Here is a 17,401-nt window from a genome sequence, read left to right on the forward strand (position 1 = left end):
TGAATCGTTACTAGATTTTATTACCGTAACCCTTCATCAGTGGGTAGAATCTGAGAAATTGCACTTCATTTGATGGAAACTAAATCTTATCCAATGCTTGTTTCAAATCGGCAATCAGATCATCGGCGTTTTCAATACCGACTGAGATCCGGATCAAGTCCGGAGTAATACCGGTTTGCTTTAACTGCTCTTCATTTAACTGAGCATGAGTGGTCGACGCAGGGTGGATAATCAGGGAATGAGCATCACCAACGTTTGCCAGTAGTGAGAAGAGATCAAGGTTTTCGATTAACTTCTTACCCGCTGCTTCGCCACCCTTAAGGCCCAGTGTGAAGATTGACCCCGTACCCTTAGGGAAGTACTTTTTGGCTAAGGCGTGGTACTTGCTGTCTTCAAGGTCAGGGTAGTTCACCCAGGCCACCTTTGGATGGTCGTTTAAGAACCGGGTGATTTTTTCGGTGTTCGCGACGTGGCGTTCAACCCGCAATGATAGGTCTTCTAGTCCTTGAATGAGTAAGAATGAATTAAAGGGGCTAATTGCAGCACCAGTATCACGTAAGGTTTGAGCACGAACCTTGGTTGTAAACGATGCGGGAGCTAAATCGCTCCAAACGATGCCGTTATAGGTTGGGTCTGGCGTGGTGAAGTCAGGGTATTTGCCGGATGCCGCGTAATCGAATTTACCGTTTTCAACGATGACACCGCCCATGCTTGTACCGTGCCCGCCAATGAATTTAGTAGCTGAGTGGACAACCACGTCCACACCGTGATCAAGTGGTTGAATCAGGTAGGGCGTGCCGAAGGTGTTGTCAGCAATCAGAATGATACCATGATCGTGCGCTACTTTTGCCACGGCTTCGATATCAATGAGGTTGATACCAGGATTGCCGATCGTTTCAATATATAGTGCCTTAGTGTGGTCATCAATGGCTTTCGCAAAGTTTTGCGGATCATCGGGATCAACGAAGGTTGTGGTAATACCTAATTTAGGTAGGGTGACGCTGAATAAATCATAGGTCCCACCATAAAGGGTGCTGGCTGAAACGATGTTATCACCTTGATTGCAGACGTTTTGGACGGCTGCAGTTACAGCTGCGGCACCGGTTGCTAAAGCGACGCCAGCGGTCCCATTTTCAAGGGCAGCGACCCGTTTTTCTACCACTGCGGTAGTTGGGTTGGTGAGCCGCGTATAAATGTTACCTGGATCAGTTAAAGCAAAGCGGCCGGCCGCTTGTGCAGCATCCTTGAAAACGTATGAAGTGGTTTGGTAAATAGGTACTGCCCGCGCACCCGTTTCGTCGACAACTTGACCTGCATGTACCTGTTTAGTTTCAAAATGTAATTGTTTTTCAACCATATTGATCGCTCCTTAATTAGTATTGACGAATCGGTTCTATTTATTTCCATATGCATATGTGTGTTAGAAATGAAAAAAGCGTTCGTCCCATACCAGCCTAAACTAGTATGGGACGAACGCCGTGTTACCACCCATCTTCGCAATTCACTTACATGAACTGCCTCAACGACACCTTTTGATGTCTGGGATGATAACGCATCCTTACGGGTTAGTTGCGTGAACAGCTAACCATCACTTACGGGCTCATTCGCCAAATTGAGCTTTTCCTGCCTCTCACTAAATGCAGGTCGCTGAGTAAAGTCGCATTGGGTACTATTCCCATCAGAATTTCATTTTCTAATTACCATCTAATATAGTCGGCTTTAATTCGAAAGTCAAACCTTTTTTCAATAAACGGCTGACCTACTTTTTCCGCTTTGTGTTAAACAGGGACTTCAACCATGAGAAAATGGGTCCCCAATCCATCATGCCACCAGAACTGGGCGGTGTTTTGATATCGGCTTTAATTTCCGGCAGGCTGTGGTGTTTTTGAACTTTGCGGTACTTGTCTGGCATGTTAGAATCTCCCTATTACTGAAATAAAATTTTAACTACATTTTAACGCAAATCAATTGTTTTCACGCCTGAAATAGCGTAAAGTTTCAGTGTTGTCATAGATAAATTGAAAAACAGAAAGGTGGTGCGTCAATGAATTCGATCATGAATGATTTGCAATATGCATTGCAGCGAAAAGCGTTGGTGAACGTTTATCAGGCTAAGCAAGATATCGTTTATACGGGATACGTGGATATTGTCGATGATGCTGGCATTATTTTAACCACGTTTGATGATAGCGGCAGTGAAGATGGTGCCGTCTATCTGACGTTTGATGTGATCGAGTTTGTTGAGTTTGAGAGCGACGATCTCGATAATATGCGTTACCGAATTGAAAACGCTACGGCTGAACACTTCTTTACCTTTGGCCGAATGACCACTGAGTTTGATCAAAACCGTCCGTTGATCAGGCAAGTCTTGGAGACTGCTATGGTGGATGAAACCACTGTCATGGTCTTGGATAGACAGAGCGGTGAGCTTCATGAAGGTGAAGTTACTCGAATCTCGAAAAAGGATTTTGATTTTCAGGTTTTTAATAAGTTTCATTTAGATCAGCATCCGTTACTGACCATCAGCTTTAAAGATGTCGGTCTGATTGAATTTGAGGGTAAGGAGCTGACCTTGCAGACCGCTGCCATGGGCTTCATACAAACGTTAACGCCGGTTGAAAAAAGGGCGGTTTCCAGTCTAACTGATATTGCGGCTGTTCTCCATCATGCAGAACAGACTCAGCAGTTAATTTCCATTAATCCGGTGGCGGATGAAGGGATGTTCTTCGTTGGCCGCGTCAATACCGTTGGTGCAGACAGTGTAATGGTTAATTTGGTCGATATGACCGGGCAGTTTGGCGGTTATTGGCTGGTAAAACTCACAGCCATTGCGCAAGTGACGACCCAGTCTGATTATCTGGCAGTGATGAAAACTTACATTAATTTAGACGAAATTCTGGGAGTTGTCACTCAGCCCGGATTAAATGACGAACGGTTATTTGATAGTAACGATAATCTGTTTCAGGAAGTGCTGAGTCAGGCCTGTAAGCTTCAGCGAGTGATCCGGCTGCAGCTGAACGGTGATGAGAGTATCGTTGGTTACGTCAGTAAGTTCGGCGGTAAGGAGATTATTTTCCACTTGGTCGAACAGGGAACCGTCGTTGATAAGGTGGGCACGCTCATTGACTTAGACGAGATCGATGAGGTCGCGTTTGACTATTTGGACGCACAGCTAACCGAAAAACAGTTGCGCGATCAAGGCGAACTTTAAGGGGGGGATCTTCATTGATGGAAAAATGGCAAAAGCTGCCAAAATGGTTTAAAGATACCATGGCAATTATTGTGCCAATGGCCATTTTATTGATCATTTACGATCTTTTATCCCCGTTGTTCTTGCATCAATCATATTCATTGTCAACTTTGATTGCTTTTCCTTTCCAAGTCATCGTTGGTTTTGCGCTGGTAGCTATTTACAATTATCACAAAAGCAAAACGGTTGAAAAAGAAAAAGCTAAAAAGGCTGAAGCTAAGCGACTAGAACGAATAAAAAAAGAGCAGCAGGCGCGCCAGCACGAAGAAAATAGTCAGCGTAACCGTGCTGTGAAGCAAAAACGAACGAAGTGATCGTACATAAAAGGAGGTACCCATATAGGGACCTCCTTTTATGTTTGGGTAAATTAATCGGTGTAAAATTCAATTGCCAGCGCGCCCACACTGGTATAAGTGCTGATTACCGGGCCGGCTTCGTGGATAGTGACTAGGGTATTGGGTAACGCCGCTTTAATTTGGTTAGCGACTTCACTGGCTTGCGTCAGATTGTCCACGTGAGTGAGGCCAACTTTAGCTGGCGCAAGCAGCTTGATGCGTTCAACCAAATCAGTGATTTCTTTACGGATAAACCGTTTGCCACGGCCTTTGGCAGCTACTCGGAGTTCACCGTCTTTGACTTCTGCCATGACTTTAATGTTGAGCAGATTAGCGATCCCACCAGCCGCTTTACTGATCCGGCCACCCCGGATCAGGTTTTCCAGGGTGTTGAGAAAGACGTAAATTTCGGTGTGGGAGCGATGCAAATTAATCGCGTTGATAATGGTATCCATTGGCGCGCCGTTTTTTGCGAGTTTGGCAGCCGTGATTACTTGAAATGCCAGACCACGATCGATTGAAAGCGAATCAACAACGGTAACTTTAGCTTCCGACATTTCGGCCGCCTGTCGTGCCGCGTTGACGGTACCGCTTAGAAAATGCGTCAGGTTCAGGCACAAAATCTCATCACCATTTTGGCCAAGTCGATTAAAGACTTCTAAAAACTGACCAATTGAAGGCTGACTGGTTTTGGGAAGTTCATCGTCGTTAACTAAGTGGCTGAGGAATTGGGCATTGGTGATTTGTACGCCATCGTTTAAAAATTCTTGTTTTCCTAACCGGACGATCAACGGGACCACTGTAATCGGCAGTGTTGCCAGTTCTTCAGCTGTTAGCTGAACGGTTGAGTCCGTTACGATTTGAATAGACATAAGTCCACCTCTTTAATAAAATCAATGCCATTGACTAATAGGCATCGTCATTCACCAATTTCAAGTTTGGCGGTATACTAAATATAAGTATACGCACTAGGCATATTATACCGTAAAATAAGCATAAAACATGAAAGTTGGATGTAAAAATGAGTGACTCAAATAAACAGGATAAATCAGCTGAACCTGATTCGGTAAAGACGCCATTGAATCTGAATGACTTAGCTTCTAACCCGATGCGGGTTGGAATGGCGCGATTGGGTAAACCCGAGCATTCGCAGTCTAAGCAACCTAAGAAGCACTGGTGGTCCAGGAAGAAAAGATGAGGTGATCAAATGGCTGATTTAAAATTGATTCAGGGCGATATTACCAAGTTTAAGGGGGACGCTATTGTCAACGCAGCTAATACTGGCTTGGTTGGCGGCGGTGGCGTTGATGGTGCTATTCACCGAGCAGCGGGGCCGGAGCTGGATGTTGCTTGCCGAAAACTTCATGGCTGTCCAACTGGTGAAGCAAAAGTGACGCCGGGTTTTAATTTACCGGCTAAATTCGTGATTCACACACCGGGTCCAATTTGGCGGGACGGTTCCTTTGAAGAGCCTAAGTTACTGCGTAATTGTTATGAGAATAGTTTGAAACGCGCGGTGGAAAATAATTGTCAGACGGTTGCTTTCCCGTCTATTAGTACTGGGATTTATGGTTATCCCTTAGCGGATGCGTGCGACATCGCAGTTTCTACGATCCGCCACTTTGACGCACCCCTTCAAGTCACGATGGTGGCGTATGATGAAGCCACCTATAACGCATTTAAAAAAGCAATGACAGCGTAAAGAAACCGCCTGCTTATCAGATAGAATCTGGTAAACAGGCGGTTCCCTTTATTCGTTAAGTCTCAATACTGCTTGCGCTGTATTCAGTGAATTAGTTTACGCCGATAAAATGATTCAGTACCGCAGTTTCTTCAGAGGTTGGTGCACTCTCTTGTGATTTGATATTGTGCAATCTTTCAACTGTAATGTGAAGATTTAAGGCCAGTTCAGTATCTGTAAGATTATGTTTCTTTTGATATTGAATAATTTTTTCTGCAATACCGCTAACTTCTTGTTCCATAATATACCTCCACCTGATATGACTTAAAACTAAACACAACTAAACCTACACTTCATTATATACGATTTTCGGGAGTCCGCCAAAGAATTAGAGCCCTGCTGGCCAATCGTCTATCATAAGCTGGAATTGAAAAAGTCATTGCACTGGTCTTAAACAGGGATGTGGCAAGGTGTCAGTCAAAAAAGAAAGTTTGTAATTAATAGGATGTTACATAAAACCAATTGCGCTGTAATCTTTTCGTGATGTGGTTCAGGTATAATGAATACTATCAATTATTAAGACGAGGTGATTAATATGAAATTAAAACAAAGTTTATTGATGCTGACAGCTGCCGTTTCACTGTTTGGTGCAACGATGACCACGGCTTCAGCTGCAACGATTCAAGCCTTGCCTAATCAAAGTGAAACGCAGGCTGCTCACGATGCTGTTGAGATGAGTGCTGATACTGCTAGCTCGACACAATCGACACAGGCGACTTCTGATGCCGTTATCAGCGGCAGTGAAACTGGTCAAACATCGCAAGCTAAGGCTGTAGTGAACTTAGCTAAAAAATTGGCTACCATGAACATTCCCTACGTCTGGGGCGGTGAATCATTGCAAGGTATGGACTGCTCTGGTTTAACGGATTACGTTTACGCACATGCTGCTAACATCCATCTTGGTCACTACACGGTTACCCAGGAGAGTAAAGTGTCTACTAAGCCGGTTTCACAAGCTAAACCAGGTGACCTGCTATTTTGGGGTTCAGCCGGAGCAACGCATCACGTCGCCATATACATTGGTAATCACCAGTTCGTAGCTGCACCTCAACCAGGTCAAAACGTTGATGTTGAAACCATCAGCAGCTACTTTATGCCAAGTTTTGCCGGCACAGTTAAGTAGTCCGCTTTCCCCCTCGTATCTAGTTGTACTCATGTTATAATGGGTTTAAATAAGTAAGGGGGAGAGGCAGACTCTGTGGGATGGGTTTGCCGAATGACAAGCGATGAAACAATTAATTAAAGTAGTATTACCATTAGCTGTCTTGAGCTTACTTGGAGGCTGCGGTTCACAAACTAAATCGCATTCTGGTTCAACTAAACCGAAAACCACTAAGGTTGCTAAAAAGGCAGCTGATAAGGTTAATTCAATCAGTGATTCTTCATCAAAAAAAACGACTGCTGATTCTGATTCGTCATCTCAATCAGAAAAGACTAATCAGATAAGCGGCGAGAGTGGCAGTTCAACTCAGCAGCAGGCTAAAGCTAATCACGCTCAAACTGCGGTAACGAAAGCTCATCCAGCCGTAACGCAGCAAACGGTGGCAAACCGGATTTCACAGTCTTTGAGTGGCCGGTACGCACCACAGGATCTGACGTTCCAATTTAGTCAGTCTGGTGCTGGTACCTATACTGTTCAAGTGCAGGAAAATCATCAGTCACCAAACATGAAGGCGCAGGGTGCTGATCCAAGCACCAGTCCAACGATTGCATGGTATAAAACAAACGCTTCTGGTCAACTGCTAAAGTCAGTGGACGGCGGTGTCACTTACACTATTGTCGGGAATGCCTATTGATGATAGCTAAAAAGCAACCTACTTAACGTTAAGTAGGTTGCTTTTTTATGGCATACTGTTTTCGCGAATTACCAGATGCCGTGTTTATTGCGAATGGATGATCTGAATCCAAACAGCGTGACGATGAAGGCAAAAAACGCAATTGCGGCGACAATCGACCATAGCCAACTGTTAGTTTGTACCAAAACGTAGTAACCAATTCCAATTGAGCTGAAAAAGGTTAGCAGCAGGGATAAAAAGAGGTTGTCGATACCGTAAAAAGCGTGGCCAATGGTCAAAACGATAGCGCCGGTAAAGACCGTTTCAGCACTGACCATACTGCCGAGATGATAGAAGAACGCGCCCAATTCAAGTAGCGCACCCAATACCATTACGGTAACGCCAAATGCTGTAGTGAATTTAAGTGGTTTTCGAGCCATAATGATCACCTTCTTTAAACTATATTATAAAACTTTTAAGTCAAATGAGGTAATCAAATTACTGCAGGTGCAGTCCAAAAAGGACAAACTGAAGCGCTGCCAGGCTGCCGAAAAGAATCAGCCAATCCCACCAGCGAACGCGGATCTGTTTAAAATAGGTCCGTGGCGCGCCTTCAGAGAAGCCGTGAGAAGTTATGGCTTCTGCCAGGTTTTCTGACCAGTCCAGTGATGCAAGGATTGCCTTGAAGTACAACTGAGGTGACCAAAAGTGTAATGCTTGACCGCGCATATTACCGGCTGCCCGGATAATGTTCACTTCGCTGACAATTTTTGGCAGCAGATTGAACGCCCCTAAAAAGCCGTAAGCAAATTTACTTGGAACGTGAGCGTTTTGTTCCAGCGACATCACTAAATCAGAAATGGAAGTGGTTAAGGTTGCCGCGGAGCCCACGAAGACGTAAGCGTAGATCCGAGTAAATAGGACCAGCGCGAAATGCATACCAGCATTAGACTGTAATAAGATTGCTACTGCCAGTGCTATTGCGGGAATTAACGGGACGAAGAATAGTAGGACTAATCTTTTCAGCTTAGGACGGCTGAAAAGAATGATCACTAAGCCCATTAAAGCAAGCGCCAAGTTGACTGTCCAAACACTGGTGAAAGAGATTTCCAGCGCAATTAGTACCGCTAATAAGAATTTTAGACTTGGATTCACGCTAATCCCTCCACATACTGTAAGTGCTTATTTTCGAGTTTGACATGGTAGTCTACCAGCGCGTCCAAGCCGAAGAGCTGGTGACTAACGATTACCATGGTTTGCTGACAATCTTGAGCTACTTGCTTCATAATGGCCATGACAGTTTGCAGTGAGCTGAAATCTAATCCCGTAAATGGTTCGTCAAACAGCATCACCGGTGTCGCCATAATTAACATTTCCAAAATCTGTAATTTCTTTTTCTGACCACCGCTTAAGGTGTAAACAACGTGGTCTTGCAGATCTGCTAATTGCAGCTGTTTTAAAAAGTCCGGCAACCGCTTTTCAAAGTATTCCGGTGTGTGGCTATTTTTCAGTGACAATGCCAATTCTTCTGTAACCGTCACGTTTAAAAATTGCTGGTCAGCGTCTTGAAAAACTAAGACTACTTCTTGGAGCAGCTGTTTATTGCGAATCTTGGCAATTTCTTTTTGATTAAGCAGTAGTGTACCCTGATAAGGATGCAGTTTAGAGATTGCTAGCAGCAGGGTTGATTTACCGGTCCCGTTTGCTCCCGTCAGCAGTGTGATGTGGTGCTGAAAAAAACTGACGTTAGGTTGGTTCAGTAAAGTTGAGGTTCCTGCGGTGAGGTTTAAATCATGGGCTTCAATAATCGAATGATCAGTTTGAGCGGGCAAACTTAAATATTGTTTAGAAGTATCCTGCCGTTTGAAGTTAGCCATTTTCCGTTCGGCCGCGTCTTTATCCAGTAGCTTAAGCGAGTCACCAGTACCGTTAAGGACAAAGAGGTGGTCGATATACTGATCGTAATCTTCAAGGTCATGATCCGAAATCAGAATGGTTTTGTGTTCGTCGTGCTGCAGCTTCGCCAACTTGGATAATAATAATTGTCTGGCAATTGGATCCACACTAGCAAAAGGTTCATCCAGAAGGATGGTATCAGCCTTCATGGCGATGATCACTGCTAAAGCGACCTTTTGCTTTTCGCCACCGGATAAACTGTTTAATTGGCGGTGTCGCAGCTGACTGATTTCGACATAGTCTAACGCGCGATCCACCCGCGGCATCATTTCGGCTGGTGGGACACACTGATTTTCCAACGCAAAAATCAATTCACGTTCAACCGTATCCATGGCAAACTGCTGGTTAGGATTTTGAAACATCATTGCCACCAGCTGACCGCGATCCTGTTCGGGAATCTCACTAATTTTTTGATCGCCTAACCGTACTTCACCGGCAGTCACCAAGCCACCAAATTTTGGATAGAGACCACTAATGATCTTCATCAATGTCGACTTGCCTGAGCCTGATGGTCCCGTTAGTAGTGAGAAGCCGCCACTGGGGAAAGTTGCCGAAAGATTTGTCAAAGTCAAAGGCTTTTGACCGTCTTCAGTCGGGTAGGAGAACGATAAATTTTTGACCGAAATAGTTGCCATGAAGTTACCTCTATTCTAGCGAGTACGGGTTTCCATTAAGTGTGTCCGGTCAAGTAATTTGACGATTGCTTTGACTAATACACCAGCGAAGATCCAAGTAGAAACTAAACGAATGACAAATAATGCAATGAGTAAGCCAACGTGATACTGAGCGTAGCCGTTACGAATCATGTCCCAGCCAAAGGTAACGATGGTCGTGGTGAGCACACTTAGGTTCAGACTGAACCAGTCGTAGCGTTTGTAGCCGGTGAAAGCAAAGCCCAGTTCCGAAGCGATACCTTGAACAACTCCCGAAATCATGGTGCTGGCACCCCATTGACCACCAAGAAACATTTCAACAACTGCCCCTAAGAATTCACCGAGGGTAGCCGATCCGATTTTCTTAAACAGGTAACCGGCTAACGGACCAGCCATGACCCAGACACCCATCAGAATATCATTAGCAGCGGGCCCTAAGCCAACTGGAGTGAGGGCAACGGTTAAAATATTATAGACAGGACCAACGACCCAGTAGATGACCCCAAAGAAAATAGCAATCAAAGTTAACAGAATAATGTCGCGTAAATGCCACGCATTTGAATATTTCATCATGTAAAACCTCCATCTCACTTATTACTAAACATTTTCTGTGCAAAAAACGAGTCAAAGATAAACGGCTATCTTTGACTCGTCCTTTTGGCTTTTTTAATATCAAAATATGAGTGCATTATGCTCCCTTCGCTGGTATTAACCAGATCAGGTTCAATGGGTGTATCTCAGCCAAAAGGCACCCCAGATAACGTTTAGTTCATTGTGTAGTTTACACGGTATAGCCTGCATTTGCAAGCGAGTGAACCATGAGCAAGTTGGCTTTAAGCCCGGCCTAGTTTCTTTAAATTGGGAATGGTCAGCATGGTGCAAAGACTGATGATGTAAAGTACGGACAGGAATCCCATGACCACGATCAAACTGTAGTGGTCCATCAAAAAGCCAATAACCACACTGGAGAAGCCGCCGATTGCCCGGCCGATGTTAACGATGACGTTGTTGGCAGTTGAGCGGATTTCGGTTGGATACAGGCGGGAAATAACAGCACCATAACCGCCAAACATGCCGTTGGAGAAGAAACCCAGTACAGCACCGGCAATTAACAGGGTGACCTCATTAACGGCTAAAGTGATACTGAACACTGCTAGGGCAGAGCAAACCAGGAAAATACCGAAAGCCAGCCGCGGCCCGAAGTAATCGAGAATGCTGCCAAAGGTCATCATGCCGATGCTCATGCCGACGATGGTTGCAATCATCCAGATGGAAGAGCCAGAAACACTCAGGTGCAGTTTTTGCTGCATGATTGAAGGCAGCCAGTTCATGAGGCCAAAGTAGCCGGCAATTTGAACAATGACCATGACGCTTAGCGCAATGGTTTGGTAAGCCAGCTTCGGGGTTTTAAACAGCGCGCTGACGCGAACCCGTTTACTAGGATCGGTTTCAGCTTTCTTGGCGGCTAAAAACTCGTTGCTTTCGTGTAAGTGCCGACGAATAAAGTAAGTTAAGCCAACCGGAATCAAACCGAATAAGAACAGCGCTCGCCAGCCAAGTGCCGGGATGATGAAAGCGGCTGAGATAGCGGCCAGAATAGCACCTAGTTGACCGCCGATTGCGGCGATGGAAGTCATTTTACCGATCTTGTGGTGGTTAAAGTTTTCGGCAATTAGCGTAATCCCCACACCATATTCACCACCGGCACCAATCCCGGCAATAAAGCGGCAGAGGTATATCAAAGTAATACTATTAGCGAAGTACATGGCTGCAGTGGCAAAAGCAAAAATAAAGACCGTGTGCGAGAAGGTTCGTACCCGACCAAAGCGGTCAGCAATGACCCCAAATAAAATACCACCCACTAGCATACCCAAATTAGTGATTGAAGAAATCAGCCCTGCCTGAGCACCGTTGATGTTTAAATCAGCGATGATGGAAGAAAGCGCGAAGGAGAGAAATAAAACGTCCATGTTTTCCAGCGCGAATCCTGCCGAGGTAGAAGCAATCGTCCACTTTTGGTTCTTGCTTAGTGCGTGGTGTCGTACAGTTGTTTCCATATTCAGTTTCCTCCAAAATAAGTGCTCACTGGCACTTGTTATTTTTGCGGTTATGGTTCTCACCGTCGCTGGTATTGTGACATAATTTATTGACGATTACAAGTACTTCTTGACGATGGCTAGCGGACTGATGTAAACTCAATGCAAGATATCTTTAACTTAGCCCAGAGAGACTAACAAGTTTACGGCAGAAGTCCACACTTTTAGTGGCATCAGTGAACCGTTTAGCGCTCGAGCTAAACGGCTTTTTTGTGCAGAAAGGAGATTCACATGCGACCCATCATTATTGCGTTAGACTTTGAAGATCGTGAGCAGGTATTCAATTTTCTCGATCGGTTTGATCACCAAGACCAGTTATTTGTGAAGGTGGGGATGGAACTCTTTTATTTTGAAGGACCCAAAATCTTATTGGAACTACGTAAACGCGGTATCCAAGTTTTTCTTGATTTGAAGCTGTACGACATTCCAAACACCGTTGAACAGGCAATGTATCAGCTGGGACAGCAGGAAGTTTCCATGGTTACAGTGCATGCGGCTGGCGGGGCGGAGATGATCAGCAGGGCAAAACAGGGTCTGCTACGTGGTAGCCAAAAAGCTGGTGTGAAGCCGGCTAAACTGCTGGCGATTACTCAGTTGACCTCAACGTCTGAAGAACAGATGCGTACCGAACAGCTGGTCAATGCCAGTTTGACGGAATCGGTCCGGCATTATGCTCAACTGGCGGAAGCTAGCGGGGCGGACGGAGTCATTTCCTCGGCGCTCGAAGACCCGATGATCCACCGTTCTACTAGTGATGAGTTCCTGTGTATTAATCCTGGGATTCGACTGGCTACCGATAGCGCCGACGATCAAAAACGGGTGGTTACACCTGCGCAGGCGGCTGAACTAGGCAGCGACGGTCTGGTAGTCGGCCGTTCAATCACCAAAGCAAAAGACCCGGTAGCCGCTTATCAGAAAATTGCTAAAGAATGGGAGTTATAATCATGACAGAAATTGCGCGTCAAATTGCAAATGACCTTCTTGAAATCAATGCTGTAACCTTATCGCCTAAGGAACCCTTCACTTGGGCCAGCGGTATTCAGGCACCAATTTACACTGACAATCGTCGAACGATTGCATTTCCAACTGTTCGAACACACATTGCGGATGGGCTTGCAGCTTACATCAAAACGAACTTTCCCGAAGCAACGGTGATTGCCGGTGTTGCTACGGCTGGTATTCCCCACGCCGCCATCGTTGCCGATAAGCTCGAACTGCCAATGAGTTACGTGCGCTCAAAGCCAAAGGATCATGGGACCGGCCAGCAAATTGAGGGCCAAATTCTAGCTACTGATAAAGTGGTTTTGATTGATGATCTTATTTCAACTGGCGGCAGTGTGCTGGGCGCTGCTAAAGCCGTTCAGCGTTCTGGTGCAACGGTATTAGGTGTTCTGGGAATCTTCTCGTATGAACTGCCAGACAGCGCTGAGAACTTCGCTAAAGCAGAGCTGTCCTTGCATACATTGACAAATTACAGTACGCTGGTTCAGTTGGCTAACGAAAACCATGACATTGATCAAGAAGAGCTGAGTTCATTGCAGCAGTGGCGAAAGGATCCGTGGCATTGGCTGCCGGCACAAACTAAATAAGCTACGGAGATGATTCGGTATGTCCATCAAGTTAATTGCCACGGACATGGATGGTACTTTTTTAAGCGATCATAATGATTTTGACCATGCCTGGTTCCAGCGATTATTAACCAAAATGCAGGAACAGGGTGTTCATTTTGTCGTGGCAAGCGGTAATCAATACCCGCATTTACCACAATATTTTACAGGATTAACTGGCGAAATCACTTACTTGGCTGAGGATGGTGCCCATATCGTATTAAACGAGCAGACAATCAGTGAAGATGTGATTCCCCAACCAGTGCTAAACGAGTTCGTACAGTGGATGAGATCTCAGCCGCTGTTTAAAAACGCGTGGATTTTGCTTTCTGGCCGTAAGGCTGCCTGGACTGAAATCCTGCCGACGGCTAAACGGTTTAAGAAATCCAGTTACTTTTATGGCAATTTAACACACGTCATGGATCTGGCCGAAGTCACTGATGTCATTTACAAGGTTGACATTACGTGGCCATCCTTCGATGTTTCTAAACAGGAAGCGCTGGTTAATACCGCTTTTGCGGGAAAATTACGGGCAACCTCCAGCGGATTTGGCGGTATTGATGTGATTTTGCCTCATGTTAATAAAGCGTATGGCCTGGCGAAGCTTCAGGAACGCTGGCAGGTCAGCCGCGATGAAACGTTGGCCTTTGGTGATAGCGGTAACGATATGGAAATGCTGCAAAAGGCCAAGTACGGTTACGTCATGAAAAATGCCCCGGAATCAGTTCGACAGCAAGTCAGTCTCATTACGCCGTTGACTAATAATGATAACGGTGTTCTTGCGGTGATTGAAGATTTCCTCAAATAGTTTGATATGAGTTATACTAAAACTACTGTGAAGAAATTGACGAGGTGGATAAAATGATTAAATTAGTAGCCCTGGATTTGGATAATACTTTACTGACGAATGATAAAAAGATCAGTCGGGTGAACGAACAGACTCTGAAGAAATTAGCTGCGACTGGCGTCAAGGTCGTCTTGTGTACGGGGCGGCCAATTAACGCGATTTGGCACTATCTTGAACAGTTGGGTTTGACGAACGCTGACGATTATACAATTACCTTTAATGGTGCATTAGTGATCAACAATACGAGTCGTGACTCATTAGCCAAGCAGGGGTTGAGCAAAACTGATTTAGTACCGCTGCACGACTTTTGTAAAGCTCAGCGCTATCCAATGGATATCTTGGATTTTGATCAGGTTTATCCAGTGACGGATTTGGTAAAATCAATTTATAAGCTTGGCGGTGGCATTAAGTTCGAACCCATGACATTCGCTGAGCTGCCTGATCATTTGTATGCGAAAGTGGTTGCTGCTCAGAAACCAGAAATTCTGGATAAAATGGTTGCGGCATTAACGCCTGAGCTTCACGGGCAGTACCATATTGCGCGGTCACAACCGCATATTTTGGAGTTCTTAAGTCCTACAACTGATAAGTCGGTTGGCCTGCATGCACTATTGCAGCACTTTGGCTGGGATGAAAGCAACCTGATGGCCTTTGGTGATGCTGAAAACGATGAGGGCATGTTAAAGGCTGCTTCAGTTGGGGTTGCCATGGCTAATGCCATTCCCGAAATTACGGCGATTACTAAGTACCATACTGGAACTAATGAAGAAGACGGTGTGGCAGAGTTTGTAGATAAGTATTTTAAATTAAGCTAGTGGTATAACAAAGAGGCACTTGATTTTCTCGACGGAAAATCAAGGTGCCTCTTTTTAGCTATTCAATAGGTTTAATTCTTAGCGAATAATCCCGTTAAGTACTTCATGAAGGTTGCTAAATAACGGTCAGCATCAACGTTAATACCAACGTTAACGTTAGTTTTCGGTTGATCTAGGCGAGCTTGGTCACCGATTGTCCGGCCGTAAGTTTCCTTATCGGTAGAAACAAACATGTTCAAGCCCAATGTGGTAATAAAGCTAGGGTCTAGGGCAACACCAACGGCCAATGGGTCATGCAATGCACAGCCAGGGACTTGCGGGTTGGTTTCTTCGTAGGCTTCAATATAGTAGTCAACGATATCCGCGAAGGCGGTACCGGCTTTGGTATTCAGTTCACGCCATTGTGACGTTTCTTTACGAGTTAGCAATGTCCGCAGCGTAACGTCCAGGCCAACCATAGTTAATTGCATTGGGCTGGTGAAGACGGCGTTAGCAGCTTCAGCATCTTGGTTGATGTTTGCTTCGGCGTAGGCGTTAACGTTGCCTTCCACTGTCAAAGCACCGCCCATAAAGGTAACGTTACCGATTTCAGTGGCAATTTCAGGTGCTTTTTCAAGTGCTTTAGCCAAGTTGGTCATTGGGCCGGTTGGCACTAAGGTCAGGTCTTTACCGTACTTTTTAACGGAATCGATTAAAAAGTCAACGCCTGAAGCAGTCTCTAATTGACGCTTAGGGTCTGGCAGTTCAACTTGACCAATCCCATTTTCACCGTGAATCCGAGCACTGACCTGCATCCGGTCGAAGTGGTCACTTGTAAGGGAGTGACTTTCACCAAGATAAACGGGGACGTCAGGGGCACCGAGTAATTCCAAAATCTTCAGTGAGTTGATCCCGCCTTCTTTAACGTAGACGTTACCATAAGAGCCAATGATACCAATTAAATCAACATCTGGAGCTGCTAAAGCGTAGGCGATTGCCAGTGAATCGTCGATACCAGTATCCAGATCCAAAATCATTTTTTTTGTAGCCATCAGAAAACCTCCATCGAGTGACTTATACCAGGTCATTCTTTGATATTGTTGAAAGCGCTGCACTATACCCTTTAATGATAAGTGATGAGTCATTGAAATACAAGAAATTTACGAATAGTTCTGGTTGATGATTACCGTTCTGGTGAGGTTTTAATGGCACTGTCAAAAACTGGCTCTAGTGACGTCTGACTACTGGCTGCGAGTGACATGTGGTACAATATTTTTGTTCAGCACCATCAAAGAATTATGGATTTGGAGGTCGCGATGACTCAGAATTTATCAGGGGAACAATTAAAAAAGAAGCGCAGAGAAAACCTCCTAGACGACGCTACCAAAGAGCTCAACGAGTGGACTGGTGACGATACTGCCGTTGAGATTCATCTGTTTCGGATGTTTTCCGAAGTTTTCAAGCGCCATAATAAAGATGATGCGGATGCGCTCTTTATTGTTGGGACCAAGACGACCACACCAAGTTTGTCTGAGGTGTCATCGGCACCCGTGAAGCCGTGGGTTTTCTCCCGGGTGTTAGCATTATTAGGCTTGAGCTTTGGTTTACTCACATTATTATTTCTGGCCTTTCATAGTGATAAAGCAGTTCCTGGGATGGTTTTTATCGGTTCGTTAGCCGTGCCGTTTTCATTAGCCATTATGTTTTTTGAAATTAATGTTTATAAAAATATTTCCGTTTTTCAAGCTACCGAGGTGTTCCTTATTGGCGGCATTGCGTCGTTAATTGCCACCATGGTACTGTACCAAATCATTCCTTCTGGAAACGGCGTGGATCTAGGCTCGGCGTTAGCCATCGGTTTTATTGAAGAAACCGGTAAATTGCTGATTATCGGCTATTTCATCAATAGTTTCAGGGTAAATTACATTTTTAATGGTATGCTGATTGGTGCTTGTGTTGGTGCGGGCTTCGCGGTTTTTGAGACTTCCGGCTATACCGGTGAGTTTGGATTAGTCACGTTGTTTGTCCGTAGTTGGCAGGCCATTGGCACCCATACGATTTGGTCAGCGATTATTGGTGCGGCCATCATTTTAGCAAAGGGACGTCATAAACCCGTCAAAGGCAAAACCATGGTCCGGCCAAGGTTCCTGCGGTTCTACGTATTGGCGGTATTACTTCATGCGGCCTGGGACTGGCAGGCACCAACCCCATTTCTATCGGACTTTGATATTCAGAAGTGGCTGATCATCGTTGCCGGCTGGATTGCAATTTTTGTTCTGATCAATGCTGGCTTGCGTGAAGTTCGAACATTGCAGGGACAGCACATTATTAATTAAACGTTTGGAGA

General features: G+C 45.1%; 20 protein-coding genes, 1 pseudogene and 1 riboswitch. Of the genes and pseudogenes, 11 read left to right on the forward strand and 10 right to left on the reverse strand.

Going from position 1 to position 17,401, the window contains the following annotated elements:
- Positions 1 to 79 precede the first annotated feature (79 nt).
- Positions 80 to 1,357: an O-acetylhomoserine aminocarboxypropyltransferase/cysteine synthase family protein gene (locus JUE95_RS05895; protein WP_203649911.1), complete on the reverse strand. Its 1,278-nt coding sequence runs from the start codon at positions 1,355 to 1,357 to the stop codon at positions 80 to 82.
- 402 nt (positions 1,358 to 1,759) lie between these two features.
- Positions 1,760 to 1,912, reverse strand: coding sequence for a hypothetical protein (locus JUE95_RS05900; protein ID WP_203649912.1), 153 nt, complete (start codon positions 1,910 to 1,912; stop codon positions 1,760 to 1,762).
- A 132-nt stretch (positions 1,913 to 2,044) separates the two neighbouring features.
- On the opposite strand from JUE95_RS05900, the gene JUE95_RS05905 reads away from it, so the two are divergent.
- Both JUE95_RS05905 and JUE95_RS05910 read left to right on the forward strand, forming a co-directional pair.
- A complete protein-coding gene (locus tag JUE95_RS05905) occupies positions 2,045 to 3,211 on the forward strand; it encodes a hypothetical protein (RefSeq protein WP_203649913.1) in 1,167 nt (388 codons plus the stop codon).
- A gap of 17 nt (positions 3,212 to 3,228) precedes the next feature.
- Positions 3,229 to 3,564 carry a hypothetical protein gene (locus JUE95_RS05910; protein WP_203649914.1) on the forward strand — a complete coding sequence of 112 codons (336 nt, stop codon included), beginning with the start codon at positions 3,229 to 3,231 and terminating at the stop codon, positions 3,562 to 3,564.
- A 53-nt stretch (positions 3,565 to 3,617) separates the two neighbouring features.
- Here the strand turns inward: JUE95_RS05910 and fakB are convergent, their stop codons facing one another.
- Positions 3,618 to 4,457 carry a DegV family protein gene (gene fakB, locus JUE95_RS05915; protein WP_203649915.1) on the reverse strand — a complete coding sequence of 280 codons (840 nt, stop codon included), beginning with the start codon at positions 4,455 to 4,457 and terminating at the stop codon, positions 3,618 to 3,620.
- Positions 4,458 to 4,606: 149 nt separating this feature from the next.
- Between fakB and JUE95_RS05920 the strand changes: the two genes are divergently transcribed.
- Positions 4,607 to 4,783, forward strand: coding sequence for a hypothetical protein (locus JUE95_RS05920; protein WP_203649917.1), 177 nt, complete (start codon positions 4,607 to 4,609; stop codon positions 4,781 to 4,783).
- 9 nt (positions 4,784 to 4,792) lie between these two features.
- On the forward strand, positions 4,793 to 5,287 hold the full coding sequence (locus tag JUE95_RS05925) for an O-acetyl-ADP-ribose deacetylase (protein WP_203649919.1): 495 nt from the start codon (positions 4,793 to 4,795) through the stop codon (positions 5,285 to 5,287).
- Between the two features lie 91 nt (positions 5,288 to 5,378).
- Here JUE95_RS05925 and JUE95_RS05930 read toward each other — a convergent pair whose 3' ends face one another.
- Positions 5,379 to 5,567 carry an LBP_cg2779 family protein gene (locus JUE95_RS05930; RefSeq protein WP_203649921.1) on the reverse strand — a complete coding sequence of 63 codons (189 nt, stop codon included), beginning with the start codon at positions 5,565 to 5,567 and terminating at the stop codon, positions 5,379 to 5,381.
- Positions 5,568 to 6,080: 513 nt separating this feature from the next.
- Here JUE95_RS05930 and JUE95_RS12895 point away from each other — a divergent pair.
- Positions 6,081 to 6,449 (forward strand): annotated as a pseudogene (locus JUE95_RS12895) (C40 family peptidase); the annotation flags it as partial.
- A 103-nt stretch (positions 6,450 to 6,552) separates the two neighbouring features.
- A complete protein-coding gene (locus JUE95_RS05940) occupies positions 6,553 to 7,122 on the forward strand; it encodes a hypothetical protein (RefSeq protein ID WP_203649923.1) in 570 nt (189 codons plus the stop codon).
- A gap of 68 nt (positions 7,123 to 7,190) precedes the next feature.
- Here JUE95_RS05940 and JUE95_RS05945 read toward each other — a convergent pair whose 3' ends face one another.
- The 5 genes from JUE95_RS05945 to JUE95_RS05965 all read right to left on the reverse strand — a co-directional run bounded on the left by JUE95_RS05945 (position 7,191) and on the right by JUE95_RS05965 (position 11,767).
- Positions 7,191 to 7,541: a hypothetical protein gene (locus JUE95_RS05945; RefSeq protein WP_203649932.1), complete on the reverse strand. Its 351-nt coding sequence runs from the start codon at positions 7,539 to 7,541 to the stop codon at positions 7,191 to 7,193.
- A 58-nt stretch (positions 7,542 to 7,599) separates the two neighbouring features.
- Positions 7,600 to 8,256 (reverse strand): energy-coupling factor transporter transmembrane component T family protein, encoded by a 657-nt coding sequence (locus JUE95_RS05950; protein ID WP_203649934.1) that lies wholly within the window; start codon positions 8,254 to 8,256, stop codon positions 7,600 to 7,602.
- Positions 8,253 to 9,692 carry an ABC transporter ATP-binding protein gene (locus JUE95_RS05955; protein WP_203649936.1) on the reverse strand — a complete coding sequence of 480 codons (1,440 nt, stop codon included), beginning with the start codon at positions 9,690 to 9,692 and terminating at the stop codon, positions 8,253 to 8,255. The genes JUE95_RS05950 and JUE95_RS05955 overlap by 4 nt, the downstream gene beginning before the upstream one ends.
- A gap of 15 nt (positions 9,693 to 9,707) precedes the next feature.
- Complete coding sequence (locus JUE95_RS05960; RefSeq protein ID WP_373305669.1) at positions 9,708 to 10,280, reverse strand: ECF transporter S component; 573 nt, start codon at positions 10,278 to 10,280, stop codon at positions 9,708 to 9,710.
- 106 nt (positions 10,281 to 10,386) lie between these two features.
- A riboswitch (TPP riboswitch) is annotated at positions 10,387 to 10,476 on the reverse strand.
- Positions 10,477 to 10,543: 67 nt separating this feature from the next.
- The gene (locus tag JUE95_RS05965; protein WP_203649940.1) at positions 10,544 to 11,767 is read right to left on the reverse strand and encodes an MFS transporter; all 1,224 of its coding nucleotides are present in this window, start codon (positions 11,765 to 11,767) and stop codon (positions 10,544 to 10,546) included.
- 270 nt (positions 11,768 to 12,037) lie between these two features.
- Between JUE95_RS05965 and pyrF the strand changes: the two genes are divergently transcribed.
- Genes pyrF through JUE95_RS05985 form a run of 4 tightly spaced genes read left to right on the forward strand, consistent with a single transcriptional unit; the run spans position 12,038 to position 15,075 of the window.
- Complete coding sequence (gene pyrF, locus JUE95_RS05970) at positions 12,038 to 12,748, forward strand: orotidine-5'-phosphate decarboxylase (RefSeq protein WP_203649942.1); 711 nt, start codon at positions 12,038 to 12,040, stop codon at positions 12,746 to 12,748.
- 2 nt (positions 12,749 to 12,750) lie between these two features.
- On the forward strand, positions 12,751 to 13,395 hold the full coding sequence (gene pyrE, locus JUE95_RS05975) for an orotate phosphoribosyltransferase (RefSeq protein ID WP_203649944.1): 645 nt from the start codon (positions 12,751 to 12,753) through the stop codon (positions 13,393 to 13,395).
- Between the two features lie 19 nt (positions 13,396 to 13,414).
- Complete coding sequence (locus JUE95_RS05980) at positions 13,415 to 14,221, forward strand: Cof-type HAD-IIB family hydrolase (protein WP_203649946.1); 807 nt, start codon at positions 13,415 to 13,417, stop codon at positions 14,219 to 14,221.
- A 53-nt stretch (positions 14,222 to 14,274) separates the two neighbouring features.
- Positions 14,275 to 15,075, forward strand: coding sequence for a Cof-type HAD-IIB family hydrolase (locus tag JUE95_RS05985; protein ID WP_203649948.1), 801 nt, complete (start codon positions 14,275 to 14,277; stop codon positions 15,073 to 15,075).
- 71 nt (positions 15,076 to 15,146) lie between these two features.
- Here JUE95_RS05985 and JUE95_RS05990 read toward each other — a convergent pair whose 3' ends face one another.
- The gene (locus tag JUE95_RS05990; RefSeq protein WP_203649950.1) at positions 15,147 to 16,106 is read right to left on the reverse strand and encodes a nucleoside hydrolase; all 960 of its coding nucleotides are present in this window, start codon (positions 16,104 to 16,106) and stop codon (positions 15,147 to 15,149) included.
- A 264-nt stretch (positions 16,107 to 16,370) separates the two neighbouring features.
- Here JUE95_RS05990 and JUE95_RS05995 point away from each other — a divergent pair, with 264 nt between their 5' ends.
- Positions 16,371 to 17,390, forward strand: coding sequence for a PrsW family intramembrane metalloprotease (locus JUE95_RS05995; RefSeq protein ID WP_203649951.1), 1,020 nt, complete (start codon positions 16,371 to 16,373; stop codon positions 17,388 to 17,390).
- Positions 17,391 to 17,401: the final 11 nt, after the last annotated feature.

Source organism: Secundilactobacillus yichangensis (assembly GCF_016861565.1).
GTDB classification, from domain to species: Bacteria; Bacillota; Bacilli; order Lactobacillales; family Lactobacillaceae; genus Secundilactobacillus; species Secundilactobacillus yichangensis.

Coding starts and splice junctions, on each gene's coding strand:
- JUE95_RS05895 (WP_203649911.1), bottom strand. CDS start 1,357: ATGGTTGAAAAACAATTACATTTTGAAACTAAACAGGTACATGCAGGT.
- JUE95_RS05900 (WP_203649912.1), bottom strand. CDS start 1,912: ATGCCAGACAAGTACCGCAAAGTTCAAAAACACCACAGCCTGCCGGAA.
- JUE95_RS05905 (WP_203649913.1), top strand. CDS start 2,045: ATGAATTCGATCATGAATGATTTGCAATATGCATTGCAGCGAAAAGCG.
- JUE95_RS05910 (WP_203649914.1), top strand. CDS start 3,229: ATGGAAAAATGGCAAAAGCTGCCAAAATGGTTTAAAGATACCATGGCA.
- fakB (WP_203649915.1), bottom strand. CDS start 4,457: ATGTCTATTCAAATCGTAACGGACTCAACCGTTCAGCTAACAGCTGAA.
- JUE95_RS05920 (WP_203649917.1), top strand. CDS start 4,607: ATGAGTGACTCAAATAAACAGGATAAATCAGCTGAACCTGATTCGGTA.
- JUE95_RS05925 (WP_203649919.1), top strand. CDS start 4,793: ATGGCTGATTTAAAATTGATTCAGGGCGATATTACCAAGTTTAAGGGG.
- JUE95_RS05930 (WP_203649921.1), bottom strand. CDS start 5,567: ATGGAACAAGAAGTTAGCGGTATTGCAGAAAAAATTATTCAATATCAA.
- JUE95_RS05940 (WP_203649923.1), top strand. CDS start 6,553: ATGAAACAATTAATTAAAGTAGTATTACCATTAGCTGTCTTGAGCTTA.
- JUE95_RS05945 (WP_203649932.1), bottom strand. CDS start 7,541: ATGGCTCGAAAACCACTTAAATTCACTACAGCATTTGGCGTTACCGTA.
- JUE95_RS05955 (WP_203649936.1), bottom strand. CDS start 9,692: ATGGCAACTATTTCGGTCAAAAATTTATCGTTCTCCTACCCGACTGAA.
- JUE95_RS05960 (WP_373305669.1), bottom strand. CDS start 10,280: ATGAAATATTCAAATGCGTGGCATTTACGCGACATTATTCTGTTAACT.
- JUE95_RS05965 (WP_203649940.1), bottom strand. CDS start 11,767: ATGGAAACAACTGTACGACACCACGCACTAAGCAAGAACCAAAAGTGG.
- pyrF (WP_203649942.1), top strand. CDS start 12,038: ATGCGACCCATCATTATTGCGTTAGACTTTGAAGATCGTGAGCAGGTA.
- pyrE (WP_203649944.1), top strand. CDS start 12,751: ATGACAGAAATTGCGCGTCAAATTGCAAATGACCTTCTTGAAATCAAT.
- JUE95_RS05980 (WP_203649946.1), top strand. CDS start 13,415: ATGTCCATCAAGTTAATTGCCACGGACATGGATGGTACTTTTTTAAGC.
- JUE95_RS05985 (WP_203649948.1), top strand. CDS start 14,275: ATGATTAAATTAGTAGCCCTGGATTTGGATAATACTTTACTGACGAAT.
- JUE95_RS05990 (WP_203649950.1), bottom strand. CDS start 16,106: ATGGCTACAAAAAAAATGATTTTGGATCTGGATACTGGTATCGACGAT.
- JUE95_RS05995 (WP_203649951.1), top strand. CDS start 16,371: ATGACTCAGAATTTATCAGGGGAACAATTAAAAAAGAAGCGCAGAGAA.